This window comes from Aquibium microcysteis, assembly GCF_014495845.1.
Classification (GTDB): Bacteria; Pseudomonadota; Alphaproteobacteria; order Rhizobiales; family Rhizobiaceae; genus Aquibium; species Aquibium microcysteis.
In genome coordinates this window covers 4,213,052-4,238,934 of record NZ_CP061080.1, presented here as the reverse complement: position 1 = coordinate 4,238,934, position 25,883 = coordinate 4,213,052, and the positions used below count along the sequence as shown (strand labels likewise).

17 protein-coding genes and 1 pseudogene are annotated in these 25,883 nt (G+C 68.7%); 9 read left to right on the top strand and 9 right to left on the bottom strand.

The window, feature by feature from the left end:
* Positions 1–14: 14 nt before the first annotated feature.
* The 4 genes from IAI54_RS19850 to IAI54_RS19835 all read right to left on the bottom strand — a co-directional run bounded on the left by IAI54_RS19850 (position 15) and on the right by IAI54_RS19835 (position 4,659).
* Positions 15–1,973 carry a TRAP transporter permease gene (locus IAI54_RS19850; RefSeq protein ID WP_187968832.1) on the bottom strand — a complete coding sequence of 653 codons (1,959 nt, stop codon included), beginning with the start codon at positions 1,971–1,973 and terminating at the stop codon, positions 15–17.
* 66 nt (positions 1,974–2,039) lie between these two features.
* A complete protein-coding gene (locus IAI54_RS19845) occupies positions 2,040–3,002 on the bottom strand; it encodes a TAXI family TRAP transporter solute-binding subunit (protein ID WP_187968831.1) in 963 nt (320 codons plus the stop codon).
* A gap of 130 nt (positions 3,003–3,132) precedes the next feature.
* The gene (locus tag IAI54_RS19840) at positions 3,133–3,798 is read right to left on the bottom strand and encodes an NADPH-dependent FMN reductase (protein WP_235679113.1); all 666 of its coding nucleotides are present in this window, start codon (positions 3,796–3,798) and stop codon (positions 3,133–3,135) included.
* A 9-nt stretch (positions 3,799–3,807) separates the two neighbouring features.
* Positions 3,808–4,659 (bottom strand): SDR family NAD(P)-dependent oxidoreductase, encoded by an 852-nt coding sequence (locus IAI54_RS19835; RefSeq protein WP_187968830.1) that lies wholly within the window; start codon positions 4,657–4,659, stop codon positions 3,808–3,810.
* 185 nt (positions 4,660–4,844) lie between these two features.
* On the opposite strand from IAI54_RS19835, the gene IAI54_RS19830 reads away from it, so the two are divergent.
* Positions 4,845–5,531, top strand: a complete 687-nt coding sequence (locus IAI54_RS19830) for a GntR family transcriptional regulator (RefSeq protein WP_187968829.1) — start codon at positions 4,845–4,847, stop codon at positions 5,529–5,531.
* 23 nt (positions 5,532–5,554) lie between these two features.
* Here the strand turns inward: IAI54_RS19830 and IAI54_RS19825 are convergent, their stop codons facing one another.
* Together IAI54_RS19825 and IAI54_RS19820 are read right to left on the bottom strand one after the other, a co-directional pair.
* Entirely contained in the window at positions 5,555–6,724 is a 1,170-nt protein-coding gene (locus tag IAI54_RS19825; RefSeq protein WP_187968828.1) for an LLM class flavin-dependent oxidoreductase, read from the bottom strand.
* The gene (locus tag IAI54_RS19820) at positions 6,724–7,500 is read right to left on the bottom strand and encodes an alpha/beta fold hydrolase (protein ID WP_187968827.1); all 777 of its coding nucleotides are present in this window, start codon (positions 7,498–7,500) and stop codon (positions 6,724–6,726) included. Before IAI54_RS19820 ends, IAI54_RS19825 begins: the two co-directional genes overlap by 1 nt.
* 242 nt (positions 7,501–7,742) lie before the next feature.
* On the opposite strand from IAI54_RS19820, the gene IAI54_RS19815 reads away from it, so the two are divergent.
* Both IAI54_RS19815 and IAI54_RS19810 read left to right on the top strand, forming a co-directional pair.
* Positions 7,743–8,531, top strand: a complete 789-nt coding sequence (locus IAI54_RS19815; RefSeq protein WP_187968826.1) for an SDR family NAD(P)-dependent oxidoreductase — start codon at positions 7,743–7,745, stop codon at positions 8,529–8,531.
* A 23-nt stretch (positions 8,532–8,554) separates the two neighbouring features.
* Entirely contained in the window at positions 8,555–9,094 is a 540-nt protein-coding gene (locus IAI54_RS19810) for a VOC family protein (protein ID WP_187968825.1), read from the top strand.
* Between the two features lie 44 nt (positions 9,095–9,138).
* Here IAI54_RS19810 and IAI54_RS19805 read toward each other — a convergent pair whose 3' ends face one another.
* The 3 genes and pseudogenes from IAI54_RS19805 to IAI54_RS19795 form a co-directional block, all read right to left on the bottom strand.
* Complete coding sequence (locus IAI54_RS19805; protein WP_187968824.1) at positions 9,139–9,708, bottom strand: NADPH-dependent FMN reductase; 570 nt, start codon at positions 9,706–9,708, stop codon at positions 9,139–9,141.
* Positions 9,709–9,947: 239 nt separating this feature from the next.
* Positions 9,948–11,093: pseudogene (locus IAI54_RS19800) on the bottom strand (alpha-hydroxy acid oxidase).
* A 4-nt stretch (positions 11,094–11,097) separates the two neighbouring features.
* Positions 11,098–11,706, bottom strand: a complete 609-nt coding sequence (locus IAI54_RS19795; protein ID WP_187968823.1) for a helix-turn-helix domain-containing protein — start codon at positions 11,704–11,706, stop codon at positions 11,098–11,100.
* A gap of 298 nt (positions 11,707–12,004) precedes the next feature.
* On the opposite strand from IAI54_RS19795, the gene IAI54_RS19790 reads away from it, so the two are divergent.
* The 6 genes from IAI54_RS19790 to IAI54_RS29005 all read left to right on the top strand — a co-directional run bounded on the left by IAI54_RS19790 (position 12,005) and on the right by IAI54_RS29005 (position 25,653).
* The gene (locus IAI54_RS19790) at positions 12,005–13,039 is read left to right on the top strand and encodes a TRAP transporter substrate-binding protein (RefSeq protein ID WP_187968822.1); all 1,035 of its coding nucleotides are present in this window, start codon (positions 12,005–12,007) and stop codon (positions 13,037–13,039) included.
* Between the two features lie 66 nt (positions 13,040–13,105).
* Positions 13,106–13,621, top strand: coding sequence for a TRAP transporter small permease (locus IAI54_RS19785; protein ID WP_187968821.1), 516 nt, complete (start codon positions 13,106–13,108; stop codon positions 13,619–13,621).
* Positions 13,622–13,630: 9 nt separating this feature from the next.
* Complete coding sequence (locus IAI54_RS19780) at positions 13,631–14,935, top strand: TRAP transporter large permease (RefSeq protein WP_187968820.1); 1,305 nt, start codon at positions 13,631–13,633, stop codon at positions 14,933–14,935.
* Positions 14,936–14,954: 19 nt separating this feature from the next.
* On the top strand, positions 14,955–15,857 hold the full coding sequence (gene dapA / locus IAI54_RS19775) for a 4-hydroxy-tetrahydrodipicolinate synthase (protein ID WP_187968819.1): 903 nt from the start codon (positions 14,955–14,957) through the stop codon (positions 15,855–15,857).
* Entirely contained in the window at positions 15,854–17,278 is a 1,425-nt protein-coding gene (locus tag IAI54_RS19770; RefSeq protein ID WP_187968818.1) for an FAD-binding oxidoreductase, read from the top strand. Before dapA ends, IAI54_RS19770 begins: the two co-directional genes overlap by 4 nt.
* Before the next feature lie 455 nt (positions 17,279–17,733).
* Positions 17,734–25,653: a beta strand repeat-containing protein gene (locus IAI54_RS29005; RefSeq protein WP_187968817.1), complete on the top strand. Its 7,920-nt coding sequence runs from the start codon at positions 17,734–17,736 to the stop codon at positions 25,651–25,653.
* The last annotated feature ends 230 nt before the right edge of the window (positions 25,654–25,883 follow it).

Genomic DNA, 25,883 nt, shown 5'->3' with positions numbered 1-25,883 from the left:
TCCCAGTGCGGGGCCTATTCGGCCGCGATTTCCCGGTTGAGGGCGCGCGCGTTGCGGCGTCCGGTGATTTCGGCCAGCAGCACGGCCGCGGCGATCGCGCCGCCGGCGACGTTGGCGCCCGCGGCCCACCAGGCCATCTCGACCGGGATCAGCAGCAGCGCCCCGCAGACGATGGAGGCTGCGCGGATCGTTCCGCTCATGCGGCGCAGGCCGTAGCCGATCATGCCGGCCGAGACGAACCAGACGCCGATCGCGGCAGTGACGATCGACAGGCCGGTGTCGAGCCAGGAACCGCTCTGCAGCAGAAGGCTCGGCGAGAAGACGAAGAGGAACGGCACGATGTAGGCCGTCCAGGAGAAGCGCATCGCCACCCAGCCGGTCTTCATGGGGTCCGCCTTGGCGAGGTTGGCCGCGAAGAAGGCGGCGATGGCCACCGGCGGCGTCACGAAGGACATCATGCCGAGGTAGAGGATGAACATGTGCGCGGCCATCGGCGAGACGCCGACCTCGACCAGCGCCGGCACGATGAGCACGGCCAGCAGCACGTAGACGCCGAGCGTCGGCATGCCCATGCCGAGCACGATGCAGAGCACGGCGGCGATCAGCAGCAGGAGGAAGACGTTGCCGGCGCCGATGTTCACCAGAAAGACGGTCAGCGCGAAGCCGAGGCCGGTGATCTGCAGGATACCCATGATGAAGCCCGCGGCGGCCGAGATCATGATGATGTCGGCCGAGGACACGCCGGTTCGCACCAGACAGTTCCAGACCTCGCGCGGGGTCAGCCGCTGGGTGCCGTAGCCGAAGAGGAAGCCGATGACGACGACGGCGATGCAGGCGAAGATCGCCGCGTTCTCCGGCTCGCGGTTCTGCCAGAACAGCGCGTAGACCAGGACGGCGAAAGGCAGCAGGAAGAGCCAGCCGGTGGCCAGCGACCTGAGGATGTTGGGAATCTCGCTCGCCGGGACGCGCAGGATGTTGCCCTTGGCGGCTTCCAGATCGGCCTGGATGAACAGGGCGAGGTAGTAGAGCAGCGACGGGACGGCGGCGGCGATGGCCACCTCGGCGTAGGAGATCTGCAGGAAGTCGGCCATCAGGAAGGCGACGGCACCCATCACCGGCGGCATCAGCTGGCCGCCGTTGGAGGCGCTCGCCTCGACGGCCGCGGCATGTTCCGGCTTGAAGCCCGATCGCTTCATCATCGGGATGGTGACGACGCCGGTGGCCAGGATGTTGGACACGACGATGCCGTTGATCGAGCCGAACAGCGACGAGGCCATGATCGAGATCTTGGCGGCGCCGCCGCGGAAGCGGCCCATCAGGGCGAGCGAGAGGTCGTTGAAGAAATTGGCGCCGCCGGAGGACGACAGCAGCTGTCCGAAGAAGACGAAGGGCACCACGACGGTGACGCCGATCAGCAGCACCAGTCCGAACAGGCCGCTGGTGTCGAGACCGAGATAGACGACCATGTCGTTGACGTCGACCTCGCGCGTCTGCAGGTCGCCGCTCACATGATGGCCCACGAGCGCATAGGCGAAGAAGACGAGGACGGTGATGACCAGGGGCCAGCCCGAGGCGCGGCGCAGCCCTTCCAGCACCAGGACGAAGAGCAGCCAGGTGACGACGCGCACGTCCCAGGGAGAATTGAAGAACTCGCCGAGCATGCGCGGATAGGACCAGCCCATGTAGAGGCCGATAGAGAGCGAGATCGCGGCCAGTGCCCAGTCGTACCAGGGCACCGACACGCGCGGCAGGTTCGCGCGGCGGAAGGGCCGCACGATGAAGACCAGGGCCATGGCGAGGCCGAGCACGACGGCCAGGAACTGCTCGGCCAGGAAATTCAGCCCGGCGAGCCGGTAGAGATCGGCTCCCCATGCGATGCCGGCGAGGCCGAGGGCGGCCCCGAGCACGGTGCTCGCGACCCCCACGATGCCGGCCTTCGGCGCTTCCAGTTCGAGTTCTGCGTCGCTGTTCATCTGTGCATCGTTCCCGGCCGGCCCTGAATCTGATGGCGAAGGTAGGCGGCTACGTCGCCGCCTGCCTCACTCGCCCTTCCAGATCCCGATCTCCTTGTAGTAGCGGATCGCGCCGGGGTGATAGGTGACGTCCTGCTGCTGGACCGCGAGGTTGTCCGGGTTCATCGCGTTGAAGGACGGGTGGGCCGCAACGAGCGCCGCCTTGTTCTCGTGAATCGCCTTGACGGTCTTGTAGACGGTCTCCTCGTCGACGTCGGCGCTGACGGCCACCGTCATGGCGTACTGCATGAGATTGGTCTCGCCGATGACGCCGTTGAGGTGCGGCAGCGGCGCCTGCGGGGCGACGGTGTATTCCGGACGGATCGCGGCCATGGCCTTCTTGGCCTCCTCGCTGTCGTCGAGGCTGAGGAACTTGATGCCGACGGCGGCGTCGACCTCGGCCATCTTCGGGGCGCCGACGGCAAAGACCGTGGCGTCGAGGCGGCCGGACTTGAAGTCGTCGGCGGCGCGCAGCAGGTTGGCGGTCGGCACGCCGTCGGTGTCGTCGAGCGACAGGCCGGCGGTGGCCAGGATGGCGTTGGACAGGGCGATGCCCTGCGGGAAGCCCTGCCAGCCGGTCGGGAAGCGCTTGCCCTTCAGGTCGGCGACCGTGTCGATGCCGGAGTCCTTGCGGACCAGCACGCCGACCTTGAACGGGAAGACGGTGACGGCGAGCTGCAGCTTGTCGAGCGGCTTGCCCTCGTGCTCGTCCTTGCCGCGCACAGCAATGCCGACCTCGTCGTTCGACATGAAGGTGAAGGCGGCCTGGCCGGCCTGCACGGCGCCCATCGAGGCGGCCGGCGAGTTGAAGGTGACGACGCGCATCTGGATGCCGGCGGCGTCCTGCACGACCTTGGCGATCGCCTGGGTCTGAACGTTGTTGATGGAGCCCGGCGGCAGCGTCGAGATCGACACGGTCTGGGCGGCGGCGGCTCCCGTCAGGATGAGCCCGGCAGCCAGCACGGCTGCGCGTTGAAGCAGATGTTTCACGATCGTTTCCTCCCTTTGTCCCGCACCTGCGGGGTTCACTGCGCTCCAGACGGCGATGCGCGCGGATCGTCCTCCCCGCCGTCCGCCGTCTGGCATTTCCTGTCCGGCGCGACGTCGCGCCGGACGTCGATCAGGTTCCGACCGCGGCCAGCACCCGGGTCGTGTCGCGCCCCTCGTTCATGATCTGCTGGGCGAGCGCGAAGCCGTGCACCTGGCGGGCCACGGTCTCGAGCTGCCCGGCGACCTCGGCATTGGCGGGCAGGCCGTTCTCGAAGGGCCGGTTCTGTCCGTTGAGGGCGGCTGCGAAGGGGGTCGGCCAGCCGCGCAGGGCGTGCACGATCGAACGTACCCCGACCAGCGTCGTGCCGAGCGCCTGCGCGCCATAGGCGCTGACGATGATGCCGACGGCGCGGCCGTCGAAATAGGGTCGACCGTCGGCGCGCATGTCCTCGACATAGTCGAGCGCGTTCTTGATCACGCCCGACATGCCGCCGTGATAGGCCGGCGTGGCGATGACGATGCCGTCGGCGCGGCGCAGCGACTGCACCAGCCGCCGCGCAGACGGGCTGCGATGCTCGTCGGACGGATCGTACATCGGCAGGTCGAGCAGCGGACCGACGATCAGCTCGGTCGTCGCTCCCATTCCGGCGATCAGGCCCATGGTGTAGCGCAGCGCCGTCTCGGAGGACGAGCCGATGCGGGTGGTGCCGCCGATGCCGACGATGTGCGGACGCCGCGCGCCGCCGTCGGACGGGCCGAAGCCCTGCATGGGCGGGGGAGCGATGGTGTCGAGCATGCGGTTCTCCTATTCGGCCGCGGCCGCCGCCGGGGCGGCGAGGGGCTCGGCCTTCGCGAAGGCGGCGTCGATGGCGGCATGGCGCCGGTCGAGCCACTCCTTCGTCTCGGGATGCGTGAAGATGTAGAAATCCTCCGCCTCGATGGCGGCGGCGACGCGCTCGCCGATCTCGGCCGGCTGCATCTGCCCCTTGATCAGGTCGCCCATGAAATGGTTCTGCGGCCGCACCGTCGCGCCGCCGAGCCGGTCGGGACGGCTGCGCTCGGAGAGGTGGATCTTGGTGTCGACGGCGGCCGGCGCGAGGATGGAGACTCCGACATTCTTGCCCTGCAGTTCGTTGCGCAGGCCCTCCGACAGCGCCACGACGGCATATTTCGTCATGGAATAGGCGCCGGTGAGGAAGGTCGGATTGACCTGGAAGCCGGCGATCGACGCGGTGTTGACCATGTGCGCCGGGCGCCCGGAGGCCAGCATGCGCGGGATGACGGCCTGGATGCCGTTGATGACGCCGCGGATGTTGACGCCGATGACCCAGTCCCAGTCGGCGGCGCTGATCTCGTGGAGCGGCACGCCGTGCATGGCGATGCCGGCATTGTTGCAGGCGATGGCGATCGATCCGAAGGCGGTCTCGACGGCAGCGACGGCATCGTCCACCGAAGCGCGGTCGGACACGTCGGTCCGAATTGCCTTGGCCGTTCCGCCTTCGGCTTCGATCAGCCGCACCGTCTCGGCCGCGTCCTCCTCGCGGATGTCGCAGACGCCGACACGGACGCCGCGGCGCGCGAAGCTCATGGACATGCCTCGCCCGATGCCCGATCCGCCGCCCGTGACGAGGGCGGTCATGCCCGGTTCGATCTTCATGGGGTTCTCCTCCCGGCCTGCGCCGTCATCATTCTTGCATACCAGTTGCGGATCGGCGACGGCGTATTTGCCGCCGTCATCCGATTTCGGTGGCGGATCGTATACCGCGACGAAAACTTGCAGGGTCGGTTCGTCGCATGCCAAACAACCTTCGAAACCTTCCGACGGAACGGAGCGGGCGCAGCATGACGAACCAAGACACCGCCGGCAGCCGCGACGGCGAGGCGAGCGGCGCGGTCGAGACCGCCTACCGCTTCATCCGCACCGCGATCATCACCGGCGAGATGACCTCCGGCGAAACGCTGCAGGAGTCGCGGCTGGCGGAACGCATCGGCGTCAGCCGCACGCCCGTGCGCGAAGCGCTGTCGCGGCTGGCGAGCGAGGGGCTCGTCGTGCTGGAGCGCTATCGCCGCGGCCAGGTCGCCAGCTTCTCGCAGGCGAGCGTCGCGGAGGTTTTCCGGCTGCGCGGCAAGCTCGAGGGCCACGGCGCCCGGCGCGCCAGCCGCCGCATCTCGGCCGAAGACATCGCCCGCCTCGAAGCCGTCGAGGACGAGATGGAGGCGGTGTTCGCGGACCTCGGCTGGCACCGCCACCTTACCCGCTTCGACGAGCTGAACAACGAGTTCCACGCCATCATCGCGCGCGCCGCCGACAGCCCGCGGCTGGAGAAGATCCTCGCCTCCTCGCTGGAACTGCCGGCCTCGATCTTCAACTACTACATCGAGCCACTGGAGGAGCGGACCAAGCGCACGCACCGGCAGCACCGCGAGATCATCGCGGCGCTGAAGGCGCGCAATCCCGACTGGGCGGAGGCTGCGATGGGCGCTCATCTGTTCTCGATCCTCAACGACCCGACTCCCGACCCGGACTGAGGCCGGGCCGGCCGCGGCGTCTTTCACTCGGCCGCCGCCCGCACGGCGCCCGCCCGGTTCTCGCGCAGCCAGGGCATGACCTCGGTGGCGTAGAGCTCCATGTTCTTGCGGGTAAGCTCGGCCGGCAGGGTTCCGAACTGCAGCAGCGTGAGCAGATGGCCGAAACCGATCTCGCTCTGGTACTGCGCCAGCCGCTGGCGCACCGTCTCCGGGCTGCCGCAGATGAACATGCCCTTGTCGATGACGTCGTCGATGGTCTGCTTCGTGCCGATCGAGGACTTGGCCTTCATGACGCCCAGCATCGACTTCAGCGACAGATAGCCCGGCGGCAGAAGCATCTCCTTGGGCATGCGCAGGAACTTGTTGAGGAAGTTCTCGATGTGCGGGGCCGCCTCGCGGCGGGCGATCTCGTCGGTCTCTGCGACGTAGAGCGGCACCGACCAGCCGAGCTGGTCCTCGGTCGCCTCGTAGCCGTGCTCGGCCGCCATGTCCTTGTACATCTGCATGTATTTCGCCAGCATCGCCACGGGCGTGAAGGTCTGGAGATAGGTGTAGCGGCGGTCCGGATGCGAGGCCCATTCGATGGTCTCGGACGAACCCTGCGAGGGGATCCAGATCGGCGGGCGCGGCGTCTGGTACGGGCGCGGCCACAGGTTGACGTATTCGAACTGGTAGTGCTTGCCCTCGAAGGCGAAGGGGCCGGTCTCGGTCCAGGCGCGGATGATCAGGTCGTGCGCCTCGTGGAAGCGGTCGTGGCTGTCGGCGGGGTTGGAGCTCCAGGCGTGGTACTCGGCGCCGATGCCGCGCACGAAGCCGGCGATGAAGCGGCCCTCGGTGATGTTGTCGACCATCGCGAACTCTTCCGCCACGGTGACCGGGTTGTTCAGCAGCGGCAGGGCCCGGCCGAGGATGGCGATCTTCACCTTCTTGGTGCGGCGGGCGAGCGCGCCGGCCATCACACCCGGCTGCGGCATCAGGCCGTAGGCGTTCTGGTGATGCTCGTTGACGCAGACGCCGTCGAAGCCGAGCTGGTCGGCATATTCGAGCTCGTCGAGATAGCGGTTGTAGAGCTTGGCGCCCTTCTTCGGATCGTAATAGCTGTTGGGCAGCGTGATCCAGGCGGAGTTGTGGGTCTTGTCGTAGTCGAGATCCAGATCCGCATAGGGCATCAGATGCATCAGATAGAATTTCATCACGCTGCTCCCTGAAGAAAGCCGACGACCTTCGAGGTGAATTCCTGCGCCTTCTCGACATGCGGAAGGTGCCCGCACTCGGGAATGATCTCGAGCGAGGAGGCCGGGATGAGGTCGCGATAGGCCGGGCCGTAGGCGGTGGGGATGAGCTTGTCGTCGTCGCCCCAGAGGATGAGGGTCGGCACCGCGATGCGGTGCAGCCACTTCTTCAGATGGGGATTGTGGAAGCGCGGGCTCCAGCCGAGCTTGGCCGTCATCAGCCGGTTCTTCAGAACCACGAGGAGTTCCTCCTCGCTGGCCGGCTGCGGCATCGCCTTCGCGATCTCCTGGTTGTGGAACAGGTTCTGCGCCAGTTCCTCGGGCGACCACATGAACATGTCGCCCTTGCGCACGCCGGGCACGGTGATGCCGGCCGGGGCGACGAGGGTCAGCGACCTGATCTTCTCGCAGGAGCGCGTGGCCAGTTCGGCCGCGATCCAGCCGCCGATCGAGGTGCCGACGAGGTGGACGCGGTCGAGGCCGAGGTGGTCGATCACGTCGAGATAGAAATAGGCGAGGTCGCCCACCGTATCCAGCCATTCGGGCGTGTCCGACGCGCCGAAGCCCGGATGCTCGGGCACGATGACGTCGTAGCGCTGCGCAAGCATGTCCATGAAGGGCAGCCAGCGTCCGGCGCCCGAGGCACCATGCAGGAAGAGCAGCGGCTCTCCCTTGCCTCCCCGCATGATCCGGATCTTGCATCCGGCCACCGTCTCGAATGTTTCCTCGTGCGCCATGGCGGTCGCGGGCCTCCCTTCGCGTCTTCTTCTATCGACTGGTCCGATGCGACAAATTGTACACCTTATCATGTGATCCAGGTCAAGGCGGAATCGGCAAGACCTGCGAGCGAAGTTTGCTGCACCGCATCATTTAATTGATATTGCTATCGATTTCCGGGAAGCCTACAAATGGACACGAACGGGGCCGGACCCGCGAATTGCATACCAAATGAGTTATTGGCCGGTTTAGGGAGTTACCAATGGCGCTGGACATGTTCGCACTCGACGGCCGGGTGGCCGCCGTGACGGGCGCGGCGAGCGGGCTGGGGCTGGCGATGGCCGAAGCGCTGGCCTCGGCCGGCGCGACGGTCGTCCTGCTCGATATCGACGCGTCCGGGCTCGCTGCGGCCTGCGCGGCGATCCAGGCGGCAGGCGGGAAGGCGGAGAGCGCGGTGCTCGACGTCTCGGACCGCCAGGCGATCCGCGCGACGATCGACGGCATCGCGGCGCGGCACGGGCGGCTGGACGCGGTGATCGCCAATGCGGGCGTGACGGCGGGGCCGGGCTATCGCACGGAACTCGGACAGATCAACGCCGTGCGCGACGAGCAGTGGGACCAGGTCCTGTCGATCAACCTGACCGGCGTCTTCGTCACCATCCAGGCCGCGGCCGCGCACATGAAGCGCCAGCGCTCCGGCCGCATCGTGGCGGTGGCCTCGGTGGCCGGGCTGAAGTCGGAGGTGATGTGCGGCTATGCCTACACCGCCACCAAGGCGGCGGTGGTGAACCTGGTGCGCCAGGCGGCGATGGAACTGGCGCCCTACGACGTGATGGTGAACGGCATCGCGCCCGGTCCCTTCCGCACCAACATCGCGGGCGGACGGATCCGGCAGCCGGAGATCGAGGCGGAGTTCGCCTCGATGGTGCCGCTCGGCCGCATCGCGACGCCCGACGAGATCAAGGGGCTGGCGATCCTCCTGTCGTCGCCGGCCTCGAGCTTCATGACCGGGACGACGATCCCGATCGACGGCGGGATCATGGCGAAGTAGGACTGCCGCGGGAGGACGAAACGATGACCGGGACCAAGACCGCGCCGTTCGCCGGACGGCTGATACAGACGGCCTTCACCACCGCCGACATCCGCGAGACGATGCGCGAGATGACGGCCAGGCTGGGCATCGGCCCGTGGTTCCTGCGCGAGCGCGGCGTGTTCCGCAACCAGGTCTACCGCGGCCAGCCGGCAACCACCGCGCTCGCCATCGCCATGGGCTATGCCGGCGACATGCAGTTCGAGATCATCCAGCAACTCGACGATTCACCGTCGGTCTATCGCGAGGCCGCCGAACGGTCCGGCCACGGGCTGCATCATTTCGGCGTTGCGTGGACGGACTACGACGCGGCGCTGGCGCACTACCGCAGCCTGGGTTTCACGCTGGCCTATTCGGCCGAGGTGGCGAACGGCGCGCGCGTGGCCTACTTCGACACGCACGGAACGCTGCCTGCGATGGTCGAGGCGATCGAACTGCTGCCCGCGACGGAGGCGATGTTCGGCCGGTTCCAGGCGGCTGCCCGCGGCTGGGACGGCAGCGATCCGGTGCGGCCGCTGGCCTGATCGTTCCGCGCTCGCGACCAGAAGCCGGCCGCGGCCGGCGTCGTCTATCGGCCGTTGTAGAGCGAGGCCTGCCGGCCGATCCAGAACTCGGTGCGCTCGAACATCAGCCGGGCGGCGTCGGCGAGGCCGTCGGGTGCGTTGAAGCGGCCGTCCGCGCCGAGACTGGCGTGCACGAAGGGAATGGCGACGCCTTCCAGCACCGGCACCATCTGCAGCGCCGCCAGCACGGGCTTCAGCGCCTGGACCGCGCGGGTGCCGGCGGCGACGCCGCCATAGCTGACGAAACCGACCGGCTTGAACTGCCACTCGTTGTGCAGGTAGTCGATGGCGTTCTTCAGCGAGGCCGGGAAGCTGTGATTGTATTCCGGCGTGACGAAGACGAAACCGTCGGCGCGGGCGACGCCGGCGCTCCAGCGCTTCGTGTGCTCGTGCGCGTACTGGCCGAGACGAGGATGCCTGGCCTCGTCGAACATCGGCAGGGCCACGTCCTTCAGGTCGACGAGTTCGATCTCGGCGCTGCCGCGTGCGCGGCCGACCTCGACGACCCAGTCGGCGACGCTCCGGCCGATGCGGCCCTCCCGCGTGCTGGCGACGACGACCTGAATGAGCGGCATGATGATTCCTTGCTGACGGTGAACGTCTGGTCGACGCGATCCCGGTGGTGGAGCACTCGTAGCCGCGGCGCAGCGCGCGCGACCTGATCGCCGTCGATTCAAACGCAGCCCGCAGCGAGAGGCAAGCCCGATGTTCGGGCGCGACGGTGCGTTCACGAAAAAGGCGCGGATGCGGCCTGCTCCGGTGAGGATGCCGCCTCCGGCGCCGGTGCAGACCCTGCCGCCCGACCGCATCGGGTTCAGCGGTGTGCCCGGCCGGCCAGTTCCCGCGGTTCGCGCAGGCCGAGCAGCCCCATCGCCGTGTCCATCTCCTGCAGCAGGAGACGCAGGATGGCGACCGCGCCTGCCTCGCCGCCGGCAGCCAGGCCCCACAGCGGCAGGCGCCCGACCTGGACCGCCGCCGCACCGAGCGCGAGATATTTCAGGACGTCGGTGCCGCGGCGCACGCCGCTGTCGGCGAGGACCGCGATCCTGCCGGCGCAGGCCTCCGCGATCGCCGGCAGGCAGTCGGCCGGCGAGGGGAGGCAGTCGAGATTGCGGCCGCCATGGGCGGAGACGACGATGCCGTCGGCGCCAACCGCGGCGGCCTTCAGGGCGTCCTCGACCGACAGGAGGCCCTTGACGATCAGCCGGCCTTGCCAGCGGTCGCGCAGGCGGGCGAGGTCGTCCCAGTCGATGGCGCCGTCGAGGCGGACCGCGTCCGCCATCGCCGGGCGCGTGACCGAGCTTCGATAGGCATCGGGATAGTGGCCATAGGTCGGCATCCCGCCGCTCCACCAGGTGCGCCCGAAGACGCCGGCGAGCTAGCGCGGATGCAGCAGGCCGTCGACCACCGAACGCAGCGACGGCTCGAACGGCACGGAGAAGCCGTTGCGGCGGTTGTATTCGCGGTTGGGCGCGACCGCCGTGTCGGCAGTCAGCACGAGACAGCCGCAGCCGGCCGCGGCGACACGGTCGAGCAGGCGGTCGGTCAGCGCCCGGTCATGCCAGACATAGAGCTGGAACCAGAGCTCCGCGTCCGGCGCGCCGGCACGGATGGTCTCGATCGTTGTCACCGACTGGGTGGAGACGCAGAAGGGAATGCCGACGGCGGCCGCCGCGCGGGCGAGCTTGGTCTCGCCGTCATGCGAGACGATGCCGGCGAGCGCCGTGGGGGCGATGACCAGCGGTGCGGCGAGGGACCGGCCGAACAGCGTCGTGGCCATCGACCGCGCGCGGTGGCCGGTCAGCACCGAGGGCGTGAGCGTCACCGCGTCGAGGCTGGTACGCAGGCGCGAGAGCGCCAGCTCGTCCTCGGTGCCGCGGTCGATGTATTCGAACAGGCCGCGCGGCAGGATGCGGCGGGCGCGTCGGCGATAGTCGTCGGCGTTGAGCAGGGCAGGCATCGCTTCAGGACGCCAGGACCCAGATGACTTCCGCGTCCTCGGGACCTTCCGAGAGCCAGATGTGCGGCGTGCTGGCATCGTAGTAGAGGCAGTCGCCTTCCTGCAGCGTCAGCGGCTCGTAGATCTGGCTGTGCACGACGACGGTGCCCCGGACGACGGTCAGGAAGATCTCGGCATCGCTGACGGGCCAGGAGCCGTAGTCGGAGGGCCTGCGCGCGGTGACGCGGCTGCGGATCGGCGTCATCTTCTTGTCGATGAGGTCGGCGCAGAGCAGCGTGTTGGCGCAGCTGTTGGACTGGTAGGCGCGGCCGCCGCTGGCGCGCGTGACGCTGCGCCGGCCGGCGAGGCTGCGCGGCGCCTCCTTGTCGGCGAGAAGATCGACGAGATCCATCTCGTAGCCGCGCGCCACGCGCTGCAGCGTGGCGATGGTGGGCGACAGCTCGTTGCGCTCGATCTTCGACAGCGCCGAGGCGGAGACGCCGGTCTGGCGGCTCGCCTGCTGCAGCGTCCACGCGCGCTCCTGGCGGAGCTGCGAGAGGCGGGCGCCGATGTCGATGCCCGCGCCGATCTCCGGCAGTTCCGCGTCCAGCGTGTCGACCGACCTCGAATTCATTCCTGGCTCCGGCTGGTTGGAATCGTGCGCCATGCGGGGATATCCTCGGGTCTATACAGGCTTGGCGTCTCCGGCGGAAGCGCGATCCGACCATTCATCCACTATAGGAAACGAAATCCACGATACGACTTGACACACAAATGACGTTTCGTATGGTGGACGAGTGCCGAGGCGCGCGCAACGCCTCCAAGGCTCGACAAGCAACAAGACCGAGGGTGAGCTTTCTCGCCGCGCCGATGTTCCGTCGGCGTGACAGGCCGTCTTGCGTCCGCTCGGGAACTCATGGGGAAATTGGCAGATGACGACGCTTCTACGTAAACTCCGGGCCCTGACCGCCGTGGCCCTGATCGGTGCGGCAGCCTTCGCGGCGGTGCCCGCCCAGGCGCAGACCGTGGTCCGCTTCGGCCATGTCGACGGCGAAGGCGACCTGCTGGCCAATCCCTACTGGACCTTCACGGAAGTGTTCGGTTCGATCGTCAAGACGCAGACCAACGGCCGCTACGAGATCCAGGTCTTTCCGAGCGGACAGCTCGGCGATCTGGAGTCGCTGCTCGAGCAGAACGTGAAGGGCTCGCTGCAGATCGTCGGCGGCCTCAATGCCGGCCATGTCGGCGCCTATGCGCCTGCCGCGCAGGTGCTCGAGATGCCCTACACTTTCCCGACCACGGAAGTGGCGCGCGAGGTTCTGGACGGAGCGTTCGGAAAGAAGCTCGCCGACACCATCGCCGAGCAGAGCGGCGTGCGCATCCTGAGCTATCTGCCGTCGGCCTTCCGCAACTTCTCCAACTCCGTGCGCCCGATCAAGACGCCGCAGGACATGGTCGGCCTCAAGATCCGCACGCAGCAGGTGCCGATCCACGTCAAGATGGTGGAACTCCTCGGCGCGTCGCCGACCCCGATCGCCTGGGCCGAACTCTACAGCGCGCTGCAGACCGGCGTGGTCGACGGCCAGGAGAACGCGCCCTACACCATGCTGCTCGCCAACCTGCAGCAGGTTCAGAAGTACTACACGCTCGACCATCACCTCATCAACATGCCGCTGATCACGATCAACGAGGACTTCTACAAGAGCCTCAGCGACGAGGACCGGGTCATCTTCGATTACGCTGCGCGCGAGGCGACCTTCGCCATGCTCGGCATCATCACCGCCAAGGAATCGCAGGACCTGAAGGTGATCGCGGAGGCCGGCGTGGAGATCTACCAGCCGACTCCCGCGGAGTTCCAGATGTTCGTCGACAAGGTCCAGCAGCCGATCGCGGACGTCCTGTCCGAGCAGGTCGGCAAGGACCTCGTCGCCGAACTGCAGGCGGCGGTGAAGGCCGCGCAGGAGTAGGCTACCGGCCATGACGGCGCGCGCCTCCCGCGGAGGCGCGCGGGTCACCTTCCGCAAGGATTCCGAATGCTGAAGACCCTCGATCGCATCGCCGACGTGCTCGGCTTCGCCGCTTCCCTCGTCGCACGGCTGCTGCTGGTCTTCGTGGCGGCGATCCTGTTCCTGCAGGTGATGCTGCGCTACGGTTTCGGCTTCTCGCTGCCCTGGCCGGAAGAGGCGGCGCGCTACAGCATGATCTGGGTCGTCATGCTGGCGGGCAGCCTGCTGGTGAAGGACGACCAGCTCGTCCGCGTGGACTTCTTCGACAACTACTGGCCGGCGCGGCTGATGTCGCTGCGCAACGCGGTCTTCCGCATCCTGCTCGCCGTGCTTCTCGGCGTCATGGTCTGGAAGGGATACGAGAACGCGCAGTTCGGCGCCCGGCGCTCGGCGGTGACGCTGGGGGTGAGCTTCTACTGGGTCTATCTCTCGATCCCGGTCGGGGCGGGGCTGATGATGTTCCACATGCTCGTGCTCGCCCTGCGCGACCTGCTCGGCCGGACCGAGAGGTCGGGTCCGTCCCTCCTCAAAGCCGAGATCTGAAAGCGCCCGATGGACCACTCCCTGCTCGTCGTCATCGGACTGCTGCTGGCGCTCATGATCCTCGGGAGCCCGGTGATCTTCGCCATCGGCTTCGCCGGGATGGCCTATTTCTTCGTCAAGCCCGGCATGACGGGCATGCTCGACATCTACGTGCACAAGTTCTTCACCGGCATGGACGTCTTCATCTGGCTGTCGATCCCGCTGTTCGTGATCGCCGGCGAGATCATGACGTCGATCGGGATGACGGACCGGCTGCTCAACCTTTCGCGCCTGCTGGTCGGGCGGCTGCGCGGCGGCCTCGCCTACGTCAACGTCGTCGGGTCGATGCTGTTCTCGGGCGTGTCAGGCTCGGCGCTGGCCGACATCTCGGCGCTCGGGCCGGTCGAGATCAAGATGATGGAGAAGGACGGCTACCGCACCGACTTCGCCGCCGCGCTGACGGTGAGTTCCGCGATCCAGGGGCCGATCATCCCGCCGTCGATCCCGCTCATCGTCTTTTCCGCGCTGACCAACACGTCGGTGGCCGCACTTTTCCTGGCCGGCGCCGTACCGGGCATCCTGCTGGGGCTCGCCCAGATGGCGGTACTCTTCGTCATGGCCCGTCGCAAGGGCTTCCCGCGCAACCCGGTCCTCGACCTGTCGGTGGCGGTGGCGATGGGCATCATCTTCAACGCCTTCTTCGCCATCATCATGCCGGTCATCATCATCGGCGGCATCATCTCCGGCGTCTTCACCGCCACGGAGGCCGCGGCGATCGCCGTCGCCTATGCGACGCTGGTCGGCGTCCTCGCCTACCGCAACCTGTCGCTGAAGACCTTCTGGGGGATCCTCGACCGCGCCGCGCGCACCTCGGCGTCGGTCTATCTGATCGTCGGCTTCGCCACGATCATCAGCTGGGTGCTCGCCAACGAGCGCGTGCCGACCGAGCTGAGCATGCTGATCAAGGACCTGCAGCTCGAACCGTGGATGCTGCTGCTGGTGCTCAACCTGTTCTTCCTGCTGAACGGCCTGTGGATCGGCGATTCGGTCCAGCTGCTGCTGTTTGCCCCGCTGTTCACCCCGATCCTGGCTGCCATGGGGGTCGATCCCGTGCATTTCGGCGTGATCATGGTGGTCAACGTCATGATCGGGCTGATGACGCCGCCCTATGGGCTGGCGCTCTATCTCGGTTCCTCGATCTCCGGGGTGCCGCTGGGCGCGATCGTCCGGCAGAGCGTGCCCTTCCTGCTCTCCAACCTCGCCGTCCTGATGGTCGTCACCTACGTGCCGGCCGTCTCCCTGACCCTTCCCCGCCTCCTAGGCTTCGTCGACTGATACCGGGATACTGACACGCATGACACTCACCAAGGACGACCTGACCGGACTCTTCACGGCGATCGTGACGCCGTTTTCGGACGATGGCGCGGTCGATTTCGACGCGTTGAAGGCGCTCGTCCGGTTCCAGCTCGAGAGCGGTGCCACCGGCATCGTGCCGATCGGCGGGACGGGGGAGTACCCGGCCCTGTCGCGGACCGAACGTGCCGACGTCGTGCGGGCCTGCGTGGAGGTTGCCGCCGGCGCGCCGGTGCTGCCGGGCGTGCTCGCCACCGGCTTCAAGGACGCGGTCGAGGCCGCGCTCGACTTCCGCGCAGCCGGGGCCAGCGGCGTCATGGCCGTGACGCCCTATTATGCCGCCGGGCCGCAGGACGGCATGATCGCCTATTTCCGCGCGCTGCGCGAAGAGGTCGGCCTGCCGATGCTGGCCTACGAGATTCCGCGCCGGACGGGCGTGGCGCTGAAGGCCGAGACCATCGCCCGGCTGGCCGAGGACGGCTCGATCATCGGCATGAAGTGTTCGTCATACGACGTGCCGGAATTCATCAAGGCGATGAAGCTCGCCGGCGGCACGATGGCGATGCTGAGCGGCGAGGAGCCGCTCTTCGCCACCCATGTCGCGCTCGGCGCCCAGGGCGGCGTTCTGGCGTCCGCGTCCGTCTATCCGCGGCTCTGGATCGAGGTCTTCCGCCTCGCGCGCGCGGGGCAGCTCGCCGCCGCGATCCGGATGCAGCAGAAGCTCGACCCGGTGATCGACACGATCTATCGTGAGACCAACCCCGGCCCGCTGAAATACTACATGAACCTCGCCGGCTTGAGGGCCGGCAGCGTGCGCCTGCCGCTGACGGGACCGTCGGGCGAGACGCGCAAGGCGCTGGAGGAGGTCCATCTGGCGATGCGGGACATGGAAGAGGCGGCATGAGCGCATTTCTCGAGGGTCTCGGCTCCGCCCTCGGTCGACAAGGCCTGCTGACGGACGATGCCGACATCGCCGCGCACGTGACGGACTTCCGCGGCCGGATGACCGGCCGTGCGCAGGCGGTCGTGCTGCCGGCCAGCACCGACGAGGCGTCTGAGGTCATGCGGCTCGCCAGCGCGCACGGCGTGCCGGTGTTCCCGCTCGGCGGCAATACGGGGTTGTGCTTCGGCGCGGTGCCGACCGCGAGCGCGAACGGTGCGGTGGGCATCGTCGTCGGCATGCGGCGCATGAACCGGATCCGGAACCTGGACCGCGCCGGCAACGTGCTGTCGGTCGATGCCGGCGTGACGCTTTCGGCCGTGCACGAGGCGGCCGCGGGTGCCGGCCGTCAGTTTCCGCTGCATCTCGGCTCGGAGGGGACGGCGCAGATCGGCGGGCTGATCTCGACCAATGCGGGCGGGACGGGCGTCGTGCGCTACGGCGCCATGCGCAGCCTCGTCGCCGGGCTGGAAGCGGTGCTGCCGGACGGCCGCATCCTCCGCGAAATGGAAGCGCTGAAGAAGAACAACACCGGCTACGAACTGCGCCAGCTGTTCATCGGAGCGGAAGGCACGCTCGGCCTGATCACCGGTGCGGCGCTGCGGCTGCACCCGCCGGTCGGCAGCCGCGCCCATGCCTGGGTCGCGGTGGCGGGTCCGCAGGCCGCGGTCGACCTGCTGTCGCGGCTGCAGCAGCGCTGCGGCGATGCGATCGAAGCTTTCGAGATGCTCAATGCGGCGGAAGTCGACTGCATCAGCCGCCATATCCCGCGCGTGCGCAGCGCCTTTGCCGTGACGCCGGCCTGGTCGGTGATGATCGAGCTCGGCGACGTCGATCCGGGCGCGACTCTGCAGGCCGCGCTCGAGGAGGTCCTGGCCGAGGCGATGGAGGAAGGTCTCGTCACCGATGCGGTGATCGCGCAGAACGAGAGCCAGGCGGTCGAGATCTGGCGGTTCCGCCACTCCATCACCGAAGCCCACAAGATCGACGGCATCGGCATCGTGCACGACACGGCCGTGCGCAACTCCGCCGTCCCCGCGTTCATCGCGGACGGGGCCGAGGTGACGGCGCGGCTGTTTCCGGAGGCGCGCGTGCTGGTGGTCTCGCATCTCGGCGACGGCAACGTGCATTTCACGGTGATGTTTCCGCATGCCTTCTGGAGGGCGTTGCCCGACCCGGAGGCGAAGGCGCTCGAGGTGGAGATGGCCATCCACGACGTGGCCATGCGCCATGGCGGAACGATTTCGGCCGAGCACGGCATCGGTCGCAAGCTGGTGACCGAACTCGAGCGTCTCGGCGACCCGGTGCGGCTGGCGGTGATGCGCGAGATCAAGCGGACGCTCGATCCGTCGAACCTCATGAATCCGGGCGCGCTCTTCGCCTGACCCGCCGGCAGCTGCGCAGAGCAGCGTGCGTCATTGCCGGCTCTTGCGACGTCGCGCGGCAAGGTTTGCGTTAAACCAAAAATTAGCAAATCTCCTGCTAAGGGATTCGTAAGGGACTCCGTTCCGAAGCCGCAGGACCTGCGGGCTTGGGTGCGGATACGGGTGACGCGGACTTCCCACGACAGACGTCGCAATTCCAGGCTCGGGACCGAAGCGCGGTGCGCTTCGCATGCATGATGCATCTCCCCACGCACGGGCTCCTGCGAGAGAGCCATGTCTCAGGCAGCATGAGGTCGCATCCGCAAGGATGACCGAAAGACCGTCGCCTCCGGGCACCGGTCGGACGGCCAATCGTCGAGAAAGGACGCTGTGCGCGTGGAGCCGGTCGGACGGCCCGCGCACCGCCTTCCGGGAGATGCGGCTGGTGTAACCGTGTAACGACAAAGGCGCCGTAGATGACATCGATCGTTTCGTCCTTCTCCGTGGCACAGATCCGGTCGATGTCGACCTCCACGATCGCCTCGCTGACACCCGACGACATTGCAGAGCTCAGCACGGCGCAGGTCGGCGCGCTGAGCGCCCAGCAGGTGGGCGCCCTCGAGGTCGAGGACTTCGAGGCGCTGACCGAAGACCAGCTGAAGTCGATCGCGGCGGGCTCGGTGAAGGGCCTCACGGTCGATCAGCTGGCGGTGCTCGACGAGACGAAGATCCAGGCGCTGGGCAAGACGCAGGTGGCGGCGCTCAGCAGCAGCCAGATCGGCGCGCTGACGACCGACCAGATCGAGGCGCTCGACGCCGAGCAGATCGGCGCGCTCAACGCCGCGCAGATCGGCGCGATCGGGGCCGACGACATCGCGGGCTTCTCGACGGACGAGATCGCGGCGATCAACGCCAAGGCGATCGCCGGCCTTTCGAACGATGCGGTGGCCGCACTGTCGGAAGACCAGCTCGGCGCACTGACGACCGGGCAGATCGCGGGCATGAAGCCGAGCCAGATCGCGGCCATGACGACCGACCAGATCGGCGCGCTGACGACCGACCAGGTGGGCGCCCTGACGGCCACGCAGGTGGCGGCGATGACCAACGACCAGATCGGGGCCCTGACCACCGACCAGGTCGGTGCCCTGAGCGCCAAGGCGGTCACCGGGCTGAAGGCCACGCAGATCCAGGCGCTGAGCACGGAGCAGGTGGGTGCGCTGACGACGGGGCAGATCAAGGCGCTGAACGACAAGCAGCTCGGCGCGCTGGGTGCCGACGACATCGCCGAACTCTCGACCGATGCCATTTCGGCGATCAGCGCGAAGGCCATCACCGGCCTCTCGACCGACGCGGTCGCGGCGCTCTCGGAGGATCAGATCGGCGCGCTCTCGAACGGCCAGGTGGCGGCGCTGAGCGCCAAGCAGGTCGCCGCGCTGACGACGGACCAGATCGGCTATCTTTCCACCGGCCAGGTGGGTGCGCTGACGGCGGCGCAGACCGGCGCCCTGACGACGGACCAGATCGGGGCACTGACGACCGACCAGCTCGGCGCGATGAGCGCGAAGGCGGTGACCGGGCTGAAGGCGACGCAGGTCGCGGCGCTGAGCACGGAGCAGGTCGGCGCGCTGACGACGAACCAGATCAAGGCGCTGAGCGCCGCGCAGCTCGGCGCGCTGGGTGCCGACGACATTGCCGAACTGTCCACCGACGCGATCGGCGCCATCAACGCCAAGGCGATATCGGGCCTGACGACGGACGCGGTCGCCGCGCTCTCGGAGGACCAGATCGGCGCGCTGACCAATGCCCAGGTCTCGTCGCTCGCCGGCAAGCAGGTGGCGGCGCTGACGACGGATCAGATCGGTTACCTTTCTACCGGGCAGGTGGGCGCGCTGACGGCCGCACAGGCGGGTGCGCTGACGACCGACCAGATCGGCGCGCTGACCACCGATCAGCTGGGCGCGCTGAGTGCCAAGGCGGTGACGGGCCTCACGGCCGCGCAGGTCGGCGCGCTGTCGACCGAACAGGTGGGCGCGCTGACGACCGGCCAGATCGGGGCGCTGAACGACAAGCAGCTCGGCGCGCTGGGCGCCGACGACATCGCGGAACTCTCGACCGACGCGATCGGGGCGATCAGCGCCAAGGCGATCGGCGGGCTCTCGACCGATGCCGTCGCGGCGCTGTCGGAAGACCAGGTCGGGGCGCTGACGACCGGCCAGATTTCCGGCCTCAAGTCGACCCAGGTGGCGGCGCTGACGACGGACCAGATCGGCTATCTGTCGACCGACCAGGTGGGCGCGCTGACCGCCGCGCAGGTGGGGGCGCTGACGACCGACCAGATCGGTGCGCTGACGACGGACCAGATCGGCGCGCTGAGCGCAAAGGCGGTGACGGGCCTGACGGCCGCGCAGGTGGGTGCGCTGTCGACCGACCAGGTGGGCGCGCTGACGACCGGACAGATCGGGGCGCTGAGCGACAAGCAGCTCGGCGCGCTGGGCGCCGACGACATCGCGGAACTCTCGACCGACGCCATCGGCGCGATCAGCGCCAAGGCGATCGGCGGGCTTTCGACCGATGCGGTCGCGGCGCTGTCCGAGGACCAGGTCGGCGCGCTGACCACCGGCAAGATCGCCGCCATGACCGGCAAGCAGGTCGCCGCGCTGACGACCGACCAGATCGGGTACCTGTCGACCGATCAGGTCGGTGCACTGACGGCCGCGCAGGTGGGCGCGCTGACGACGGACCAGATCGGCGCGCTGACGACCGACCAGGTCGGGGCGCTCAGCGCCAAGGCCGTGACCGGCCTGACGGCAGCCCAGGTGGGCGCGCTGTCCACTGAACAGGTGGGCGCGCTGACGACCGGCCAGATCGGAGCGCTGAACGACAAGCAGCTCGGCGCTCTCGGCGCCGACGACATCGCGGAACTCTCGACCGACGCCATCGGCGCGATCAGCGCCAAGTCGATCGGCGGTCTGTCGTCCGATGCCATGGCCGCCCTGTCGGAAGATCAGGTCGGCGCGCTGACGACCGGCCAGGTCGCTGCGCTCAAGGGAAGCCAGGTCGCTGCGCTGACGACCGACCAGATCGGCTACCTGTCGACCGATCAGGTCGGAGCGCTGACGGCTGCCCAGGTGGGGGCGCTCACGACGGACCAGATCGGTGCGCTGACGACCGACCAGATCGGCGCGCTCGGCGACAAGGCGGTGGCCGGGCTGACGGCGGCGCAGATCGGCGCCATGAGCACGGAGCAGCTGGAAGCGCTCGACACCGGCCAGACGGGTGCGCTGAGCGCGACCCAGCTCGCGGCGCTGGGCGCCGATGACATAGCCGAATTCTCCGCCGACGAGATCGCCGCGATCAGCACCAAGGCGATCTCCGGGCTGTCTACGGATGCGGTCGCGGCCCTTTCCGAAGACCAGATCGGAGCCCTGACGACCGGCCAGGTCTCGGCACTCGCCCCCAAGCAGGTCGCGTCGCTTACGACGGACCAGATCGGCTATCTTTCGACCGACCAGATCGGCGCCCTGACGGCGGCGCAGGTGGGCGCGCTGACGACGGACCAGATCGGCGCGCTGACGACGGACCAGATCGCGGCGATCAGCAGCAAGGCGGCAACCGGGCTGACGGCCGGCCAGGTGGGTGCCTTGTCGACCGAGCAGGTGGGCGCGCTGACCACCGGACAGATCGCGGTCCTGAACGACAAGCAGCTCGGCGCGCTGGGTGCCGACGACATCGCGGAACTGGCGACCGACGCGGTGTCGGCGATCAGCGCCAAGTCGATCGGCGGGCTCTCGACCGATGCGGTCGCGGCGCTGTCGGAGGACCAGATCGGCGCCCTGTCGAATGCGCAGGTGGCCGCCCTCTCCGGCAAGCAGGTGGCGGCGCTGACGACGGATCAGATCGGCTATCTCTCGACCGGACAGGTCGGTGCCCTGACGGCCGCGCAGGTGGGCGCGCTGACGACCGATCAGGTCGGCGCACTGACGACCGACCAGCTGGGTGCGCTGTCGACCAAGGCGGTAACCGGCCTCACCGCGGCTCAAGTGGGCGCCCTGAGCACCGAACAGGTCGGCACGCTGACGACCGGCCAGATCGCGGTTCTCAATGACAAGCAGCTTGGCGCGCTGGGCGCCGACGACATTGCCGAACTGTCGACGGATGCGATCGGCGCCATCGGCGCCAAGTCGATCGGCGGGCTGTCGAACGATGCGGTCGCCGCACTGTCCGAGGATCAGGTGGGTGCGCTGACGACCGGCCAGATCGCGGGGCTGAAGGCCTCCCAGGTGGCCGCGCTGACGACCGACCAGATCGGCTTTCTGAGCACGGGTCAGATCGGTGCCCTGACGGCGGCGCAGGTGTCCGGCATGACGACCGACCAGATCGGCGCGCTGACGACGGACCAGATCGGCGCGCTGAGCGCCAAGGCTGCCACGGGGCTGACGGCGGCGCAGGTAGGTGCCCTCTCGACCGAGCAGGTGGGTGCGCTGAGCACCGCGCAGATCGGCGCGCTCAATGAGAAGCAGCTCGGCGGGCTCGGCGCCGACGACATCGCGGAACTGTCGACCGACGCGATCGGTGCGATCAGCGCCAAGTCGATCGGCGGCCTCTCGACCGATGCGGTCGCCGCCCTGTCCGAAGATCAGGTCGGCGCTCTGACGACCGGCCAGATCTCGAGCCTGAAGACCACCCAGGTGGCGGCGCTGACAACGGACCAGATCGGCTATCTGTCGACCGATCAGGTCGGGGCGCTGACGGCGCCGCAGGTCGCCGCCCTGACGACGGACCAGATCGGCGCGCTGACGACCGACCAGATCGGCGCGCTTTCGACCAAGGCCGTCACCGGTCTGACCGCGGCGCAGGTTGGCGCTCTGACGACGGAGCAGGTGGGCGCGCTGACAACGGCGCAGGTCGGGGCGCTGAATGACAAGCAGCTCGGCGCGCTGGGCGCCGACGACATCGCGGAACTCTCGACCGACGCGGTTGCGGCGATCGGCGCGAAGTCGATCGGCGGGCTGTCGACCGACGCGGTCGCGGCGCTGTCGGAAGACCAGGTCGGGGCCCTGACCAACGCGCAGCTGTCCTCGATGACCTCCAAGCAGGTCGCGGCGCTGACCACGGACCAGATCGGCTATCTGAGCACAGACCAGGTCGGTGCCCTCACGGCTGCCCAGGTGGGCGCGCTGACGACGGACCAGATCGGGGCGCTGACGACCGACCAGATCGGCGCGCTGAGCGCCAAGGCGGCCGGTGGCCTGACCTCGGCGCAGGTGGGCGCGCTGTCGACGGAGCAGGTCGGCGCGCTGACGACGGGCCAGATCGCGGTGCTGAATGACAAGCAGCTCGGCGCGCTGGGCGCCGACGACATCGCCGAACTCTCGACCGACGCCATCGGCGCGATCAGCGCCAAGTCGATCGGCGGGCTGTCGACCGATGCGGTCGCGGCGCTTTCGGAAGACCAGGTCGGGGCGCTGTCGAAGGGCCAGGTGGGCGCCATGACCGGCAAGCAGATCGCGGCGCTGACGACGGACCAGATCGGCTATCTCAGCACGGACCAGATGAGTGCCCTGACGGCGCCCCAGGTGGGCGCGCTGACGACGGACCAGGTCGGTGCGCTGACGACCGACCAGATCGGTGCGCTGACGACGAAGGCCGTGACCGGCCTGACGGCCGCACAGGTGGGTGCGCTGTCGACCGAGCAGGTGGGCGCGCTGACGACCGGCCAGATCGCGGTCTTGAATGACAAGCAGCTCGGCGCTCTCGGCGCCGACGACATCGCCGAGCTGTCGACCGACGCGATCGGCGCGATCAGCGCCAAGTCGATCGGCGGCCTCTCGGCCGATGCGGTCGCGGCGCTGTCGGAAGACCAGGTGGGTGCGCTGACGACCGGCCAGATCGCCGGCATGAAGGCCAGCCAGGTGGCGGCGCTGACGACCGACCAGATCGGCTATCTGACGACGGATCAGGTCGGGGCGCTGACGGCGGCGCAGGTGGGTGCGCTGACGACCGATCAGGTGGGCGCGCTGACCACGGACCAGGTGTCCGCGCTGAGCGCCAAGGCGGTAACGGGGCTGACGGCCGCGCAGATCGGCGCCATGAGCACCGACCAGGTTGCGGCGCTGGACACCGCGCAGTCGGGGGCGCTCAGCGCAACGCAGCTCGGAGCGCTGGGGGCCGATGACATCGCCGAGTTCTCGACCGACGAAATCGCCGGCATGAGCACGAAGGCCGTCTCCGGGCTCTCCGCAGATGCGATCGCGGCCCTGTCGGAAGATCAGGTCGGTGCCCTGACCAACGGGCAGATCGCGGCGCTGAAGCCGAGCCAGGTCGCGGCGTTCACGACCGACCAGATCGGCTATCTCACGACCGGCCAGATTGGCGCGCTGACGGCTCCGCAGGTGGGGGCGCTGACGACCGACCAGATCGGCGCGCTGTCGACCGACCAGGTGACGGCGCTGAGCGCCAAGGCGGTGACCGGACTGACCGCGACGCAGATCGGGGCTCTGACCACCGAGCAGGTGGAGGCTCTCTCGACGACCCAGGTGGCGGCGCTGAGCGCGACCCAGATCGCAGCGATCGGGGCCGACGACATCGCCGAGTTCTCGACCGCCGATATCGCGGCGACCAGCACCAAGGCGATTTCCGGCCTGTCGACCGATGCCGTGGCCGCACTCTCGACCGATCAGATCGGCGCGCTGACGAACGGCCAGATCGCGGCGCTCAAGGGGACGCAGGTGGCGGCGTTCACGACCGACCAGATCGGCGACCTGTCGACCGGCCAGATCGGCGCGCTGACCGCCGAGCAGGCGGGCTCGCTCACGACCGACCAGATCGGTGCGCTCTCCACCGACCAGGTGGCGGCGCTGAGCGCCAAGGCGGTCGCCGGGCTGAAGCCGGCGCAGATCGAGGCGCTCTCCACCGACCAGGCCGGCGCGCTGACGACGACGCAGATCGGCGCCATGAGTGCCGCCCAGCTCGGCGGGCTCGGCGCCGACGACATCGCCGAATTCTCGACCGACGCGATCGGCGCGATCAGCGCCAAGTCGATCTCCGGCCTGTCGACCGACGTCGTCGCGGCGCTGTCCGAAGATCAGGTGGGCGCGCTCACGACCGGCCAGATCGCCGGCATGAAGGCGAGCCAGGTGGCGGCGCTGACGACCGACCAGATCGGCTACCTGTCGACCGACCAGATCGGGGCGCTGACGGCGACGCAGGTGGCCGGCATGACCACCGACCAGATCGGGGCGCTCTCGACGGATCAGGTGGGCGCGTTGAACGCCAAGGCCGTCGTCGGGCTGACGGCCGCGCAGGTGGGGGCGCTGAGCACCGACCAGGTGGGCGCACTGACGACCGCCCAGATCGGCGCGATGAGCGCCACGCAGCTCGGCGCGCTGGGCGCCGACGACATCGCGGAGTTCTCCACGGCTGCGATCGGCGCGATCAGCACGAAGTCGATCGCCGGGCTCTCGACCGATGCGGTGGCCGCGCTTTCGAGCGATCAGATCGGCGCGCTGACGACGGCGCAGGTCGCCGCGATGAGCACCGGCCAGGTGGCGGCGCTGACGACCGACCAGATCGGCGACCTCTCCACCGGGCAGGTGGGCGCGCTCGGAGCGGCGCAGGTCACGGCCATGACGACGGACCAGATCGGGGCGCTGACCACAGACCAGATCGGCGCGCTGACGACGAAGGCGGCCGCCGGGCTGACGGCCACGCAGGTGGGCGCACTGTCGACCGACCAGGTGGGGGCACTGACGACGGGCCAGGTGGCCGTGCTCGGTACCGCGCAGCTCGGCGCGCTCGGTGCGGACGACATCGCGGAACTGTCGACCGACGCCGTCTCGGCGATCAGCGCCAAGTCGATCGCAGGCCTGTCCACCGACGCGGTGGCGGCGCTGTCGACCGACCAGATCGGCGCGCTGTCGACCACCCAGGTGGCGGCGCTGACGGCGGGCCAGGTGGCGGCGCTGACGACTGACCAGATCGGCGACCTGTCGACGGACCAGGTCGGGGCGCTGACCTCGACGCAGGTGGCCGGGATGACCACCGACCAGGTGGCTGCGCTTTCCACCGACCAGGTGACCGCGCTGAGCGCCAATGCGGTGTCGGGCCTGACGGCGACGCAGATCGAGGCGATGTCGGCCGAGCAGATCGGTGCCTTCTCCGAGACCCAGACCGCGGCACTGAACGGCACCCAGATCGGCGCGATGGCGACCGAGGATCTGGCCGAGTTCTCGACCGGCGATATCGCAGCGATCAGCACGGCCGGCATCACCGGCCTGTCGGCGGACGACATCGGCGAACTGAGCACCGATCAGGTGCAGGCACTGACGACGGCGCAGATCCAGGCGATGAACTCGAGCCAGGTGGCGGCCGTCCTGGCGGCCTACCAGGCAATCTGACCGCCGGTCTCCGCCGGACGGCGGGGGCCTGAAGGCCGACCAGGACCGGCGGGTCGTCGACGGACGGTTCCGGACGTCGGGCGCCCTGTCCGGGCGATCGGACATCCCGGTCGGCTGTGCCCTTCGCCACGGCCGGTGCGCGGCACCGGGCGCTGCTGCGCCGGGATGCGCGCCGCGCCGTTTTTGCGATGTCGCGGGTCCGCGCGTTCTGATATCGCCACGCCACGCGG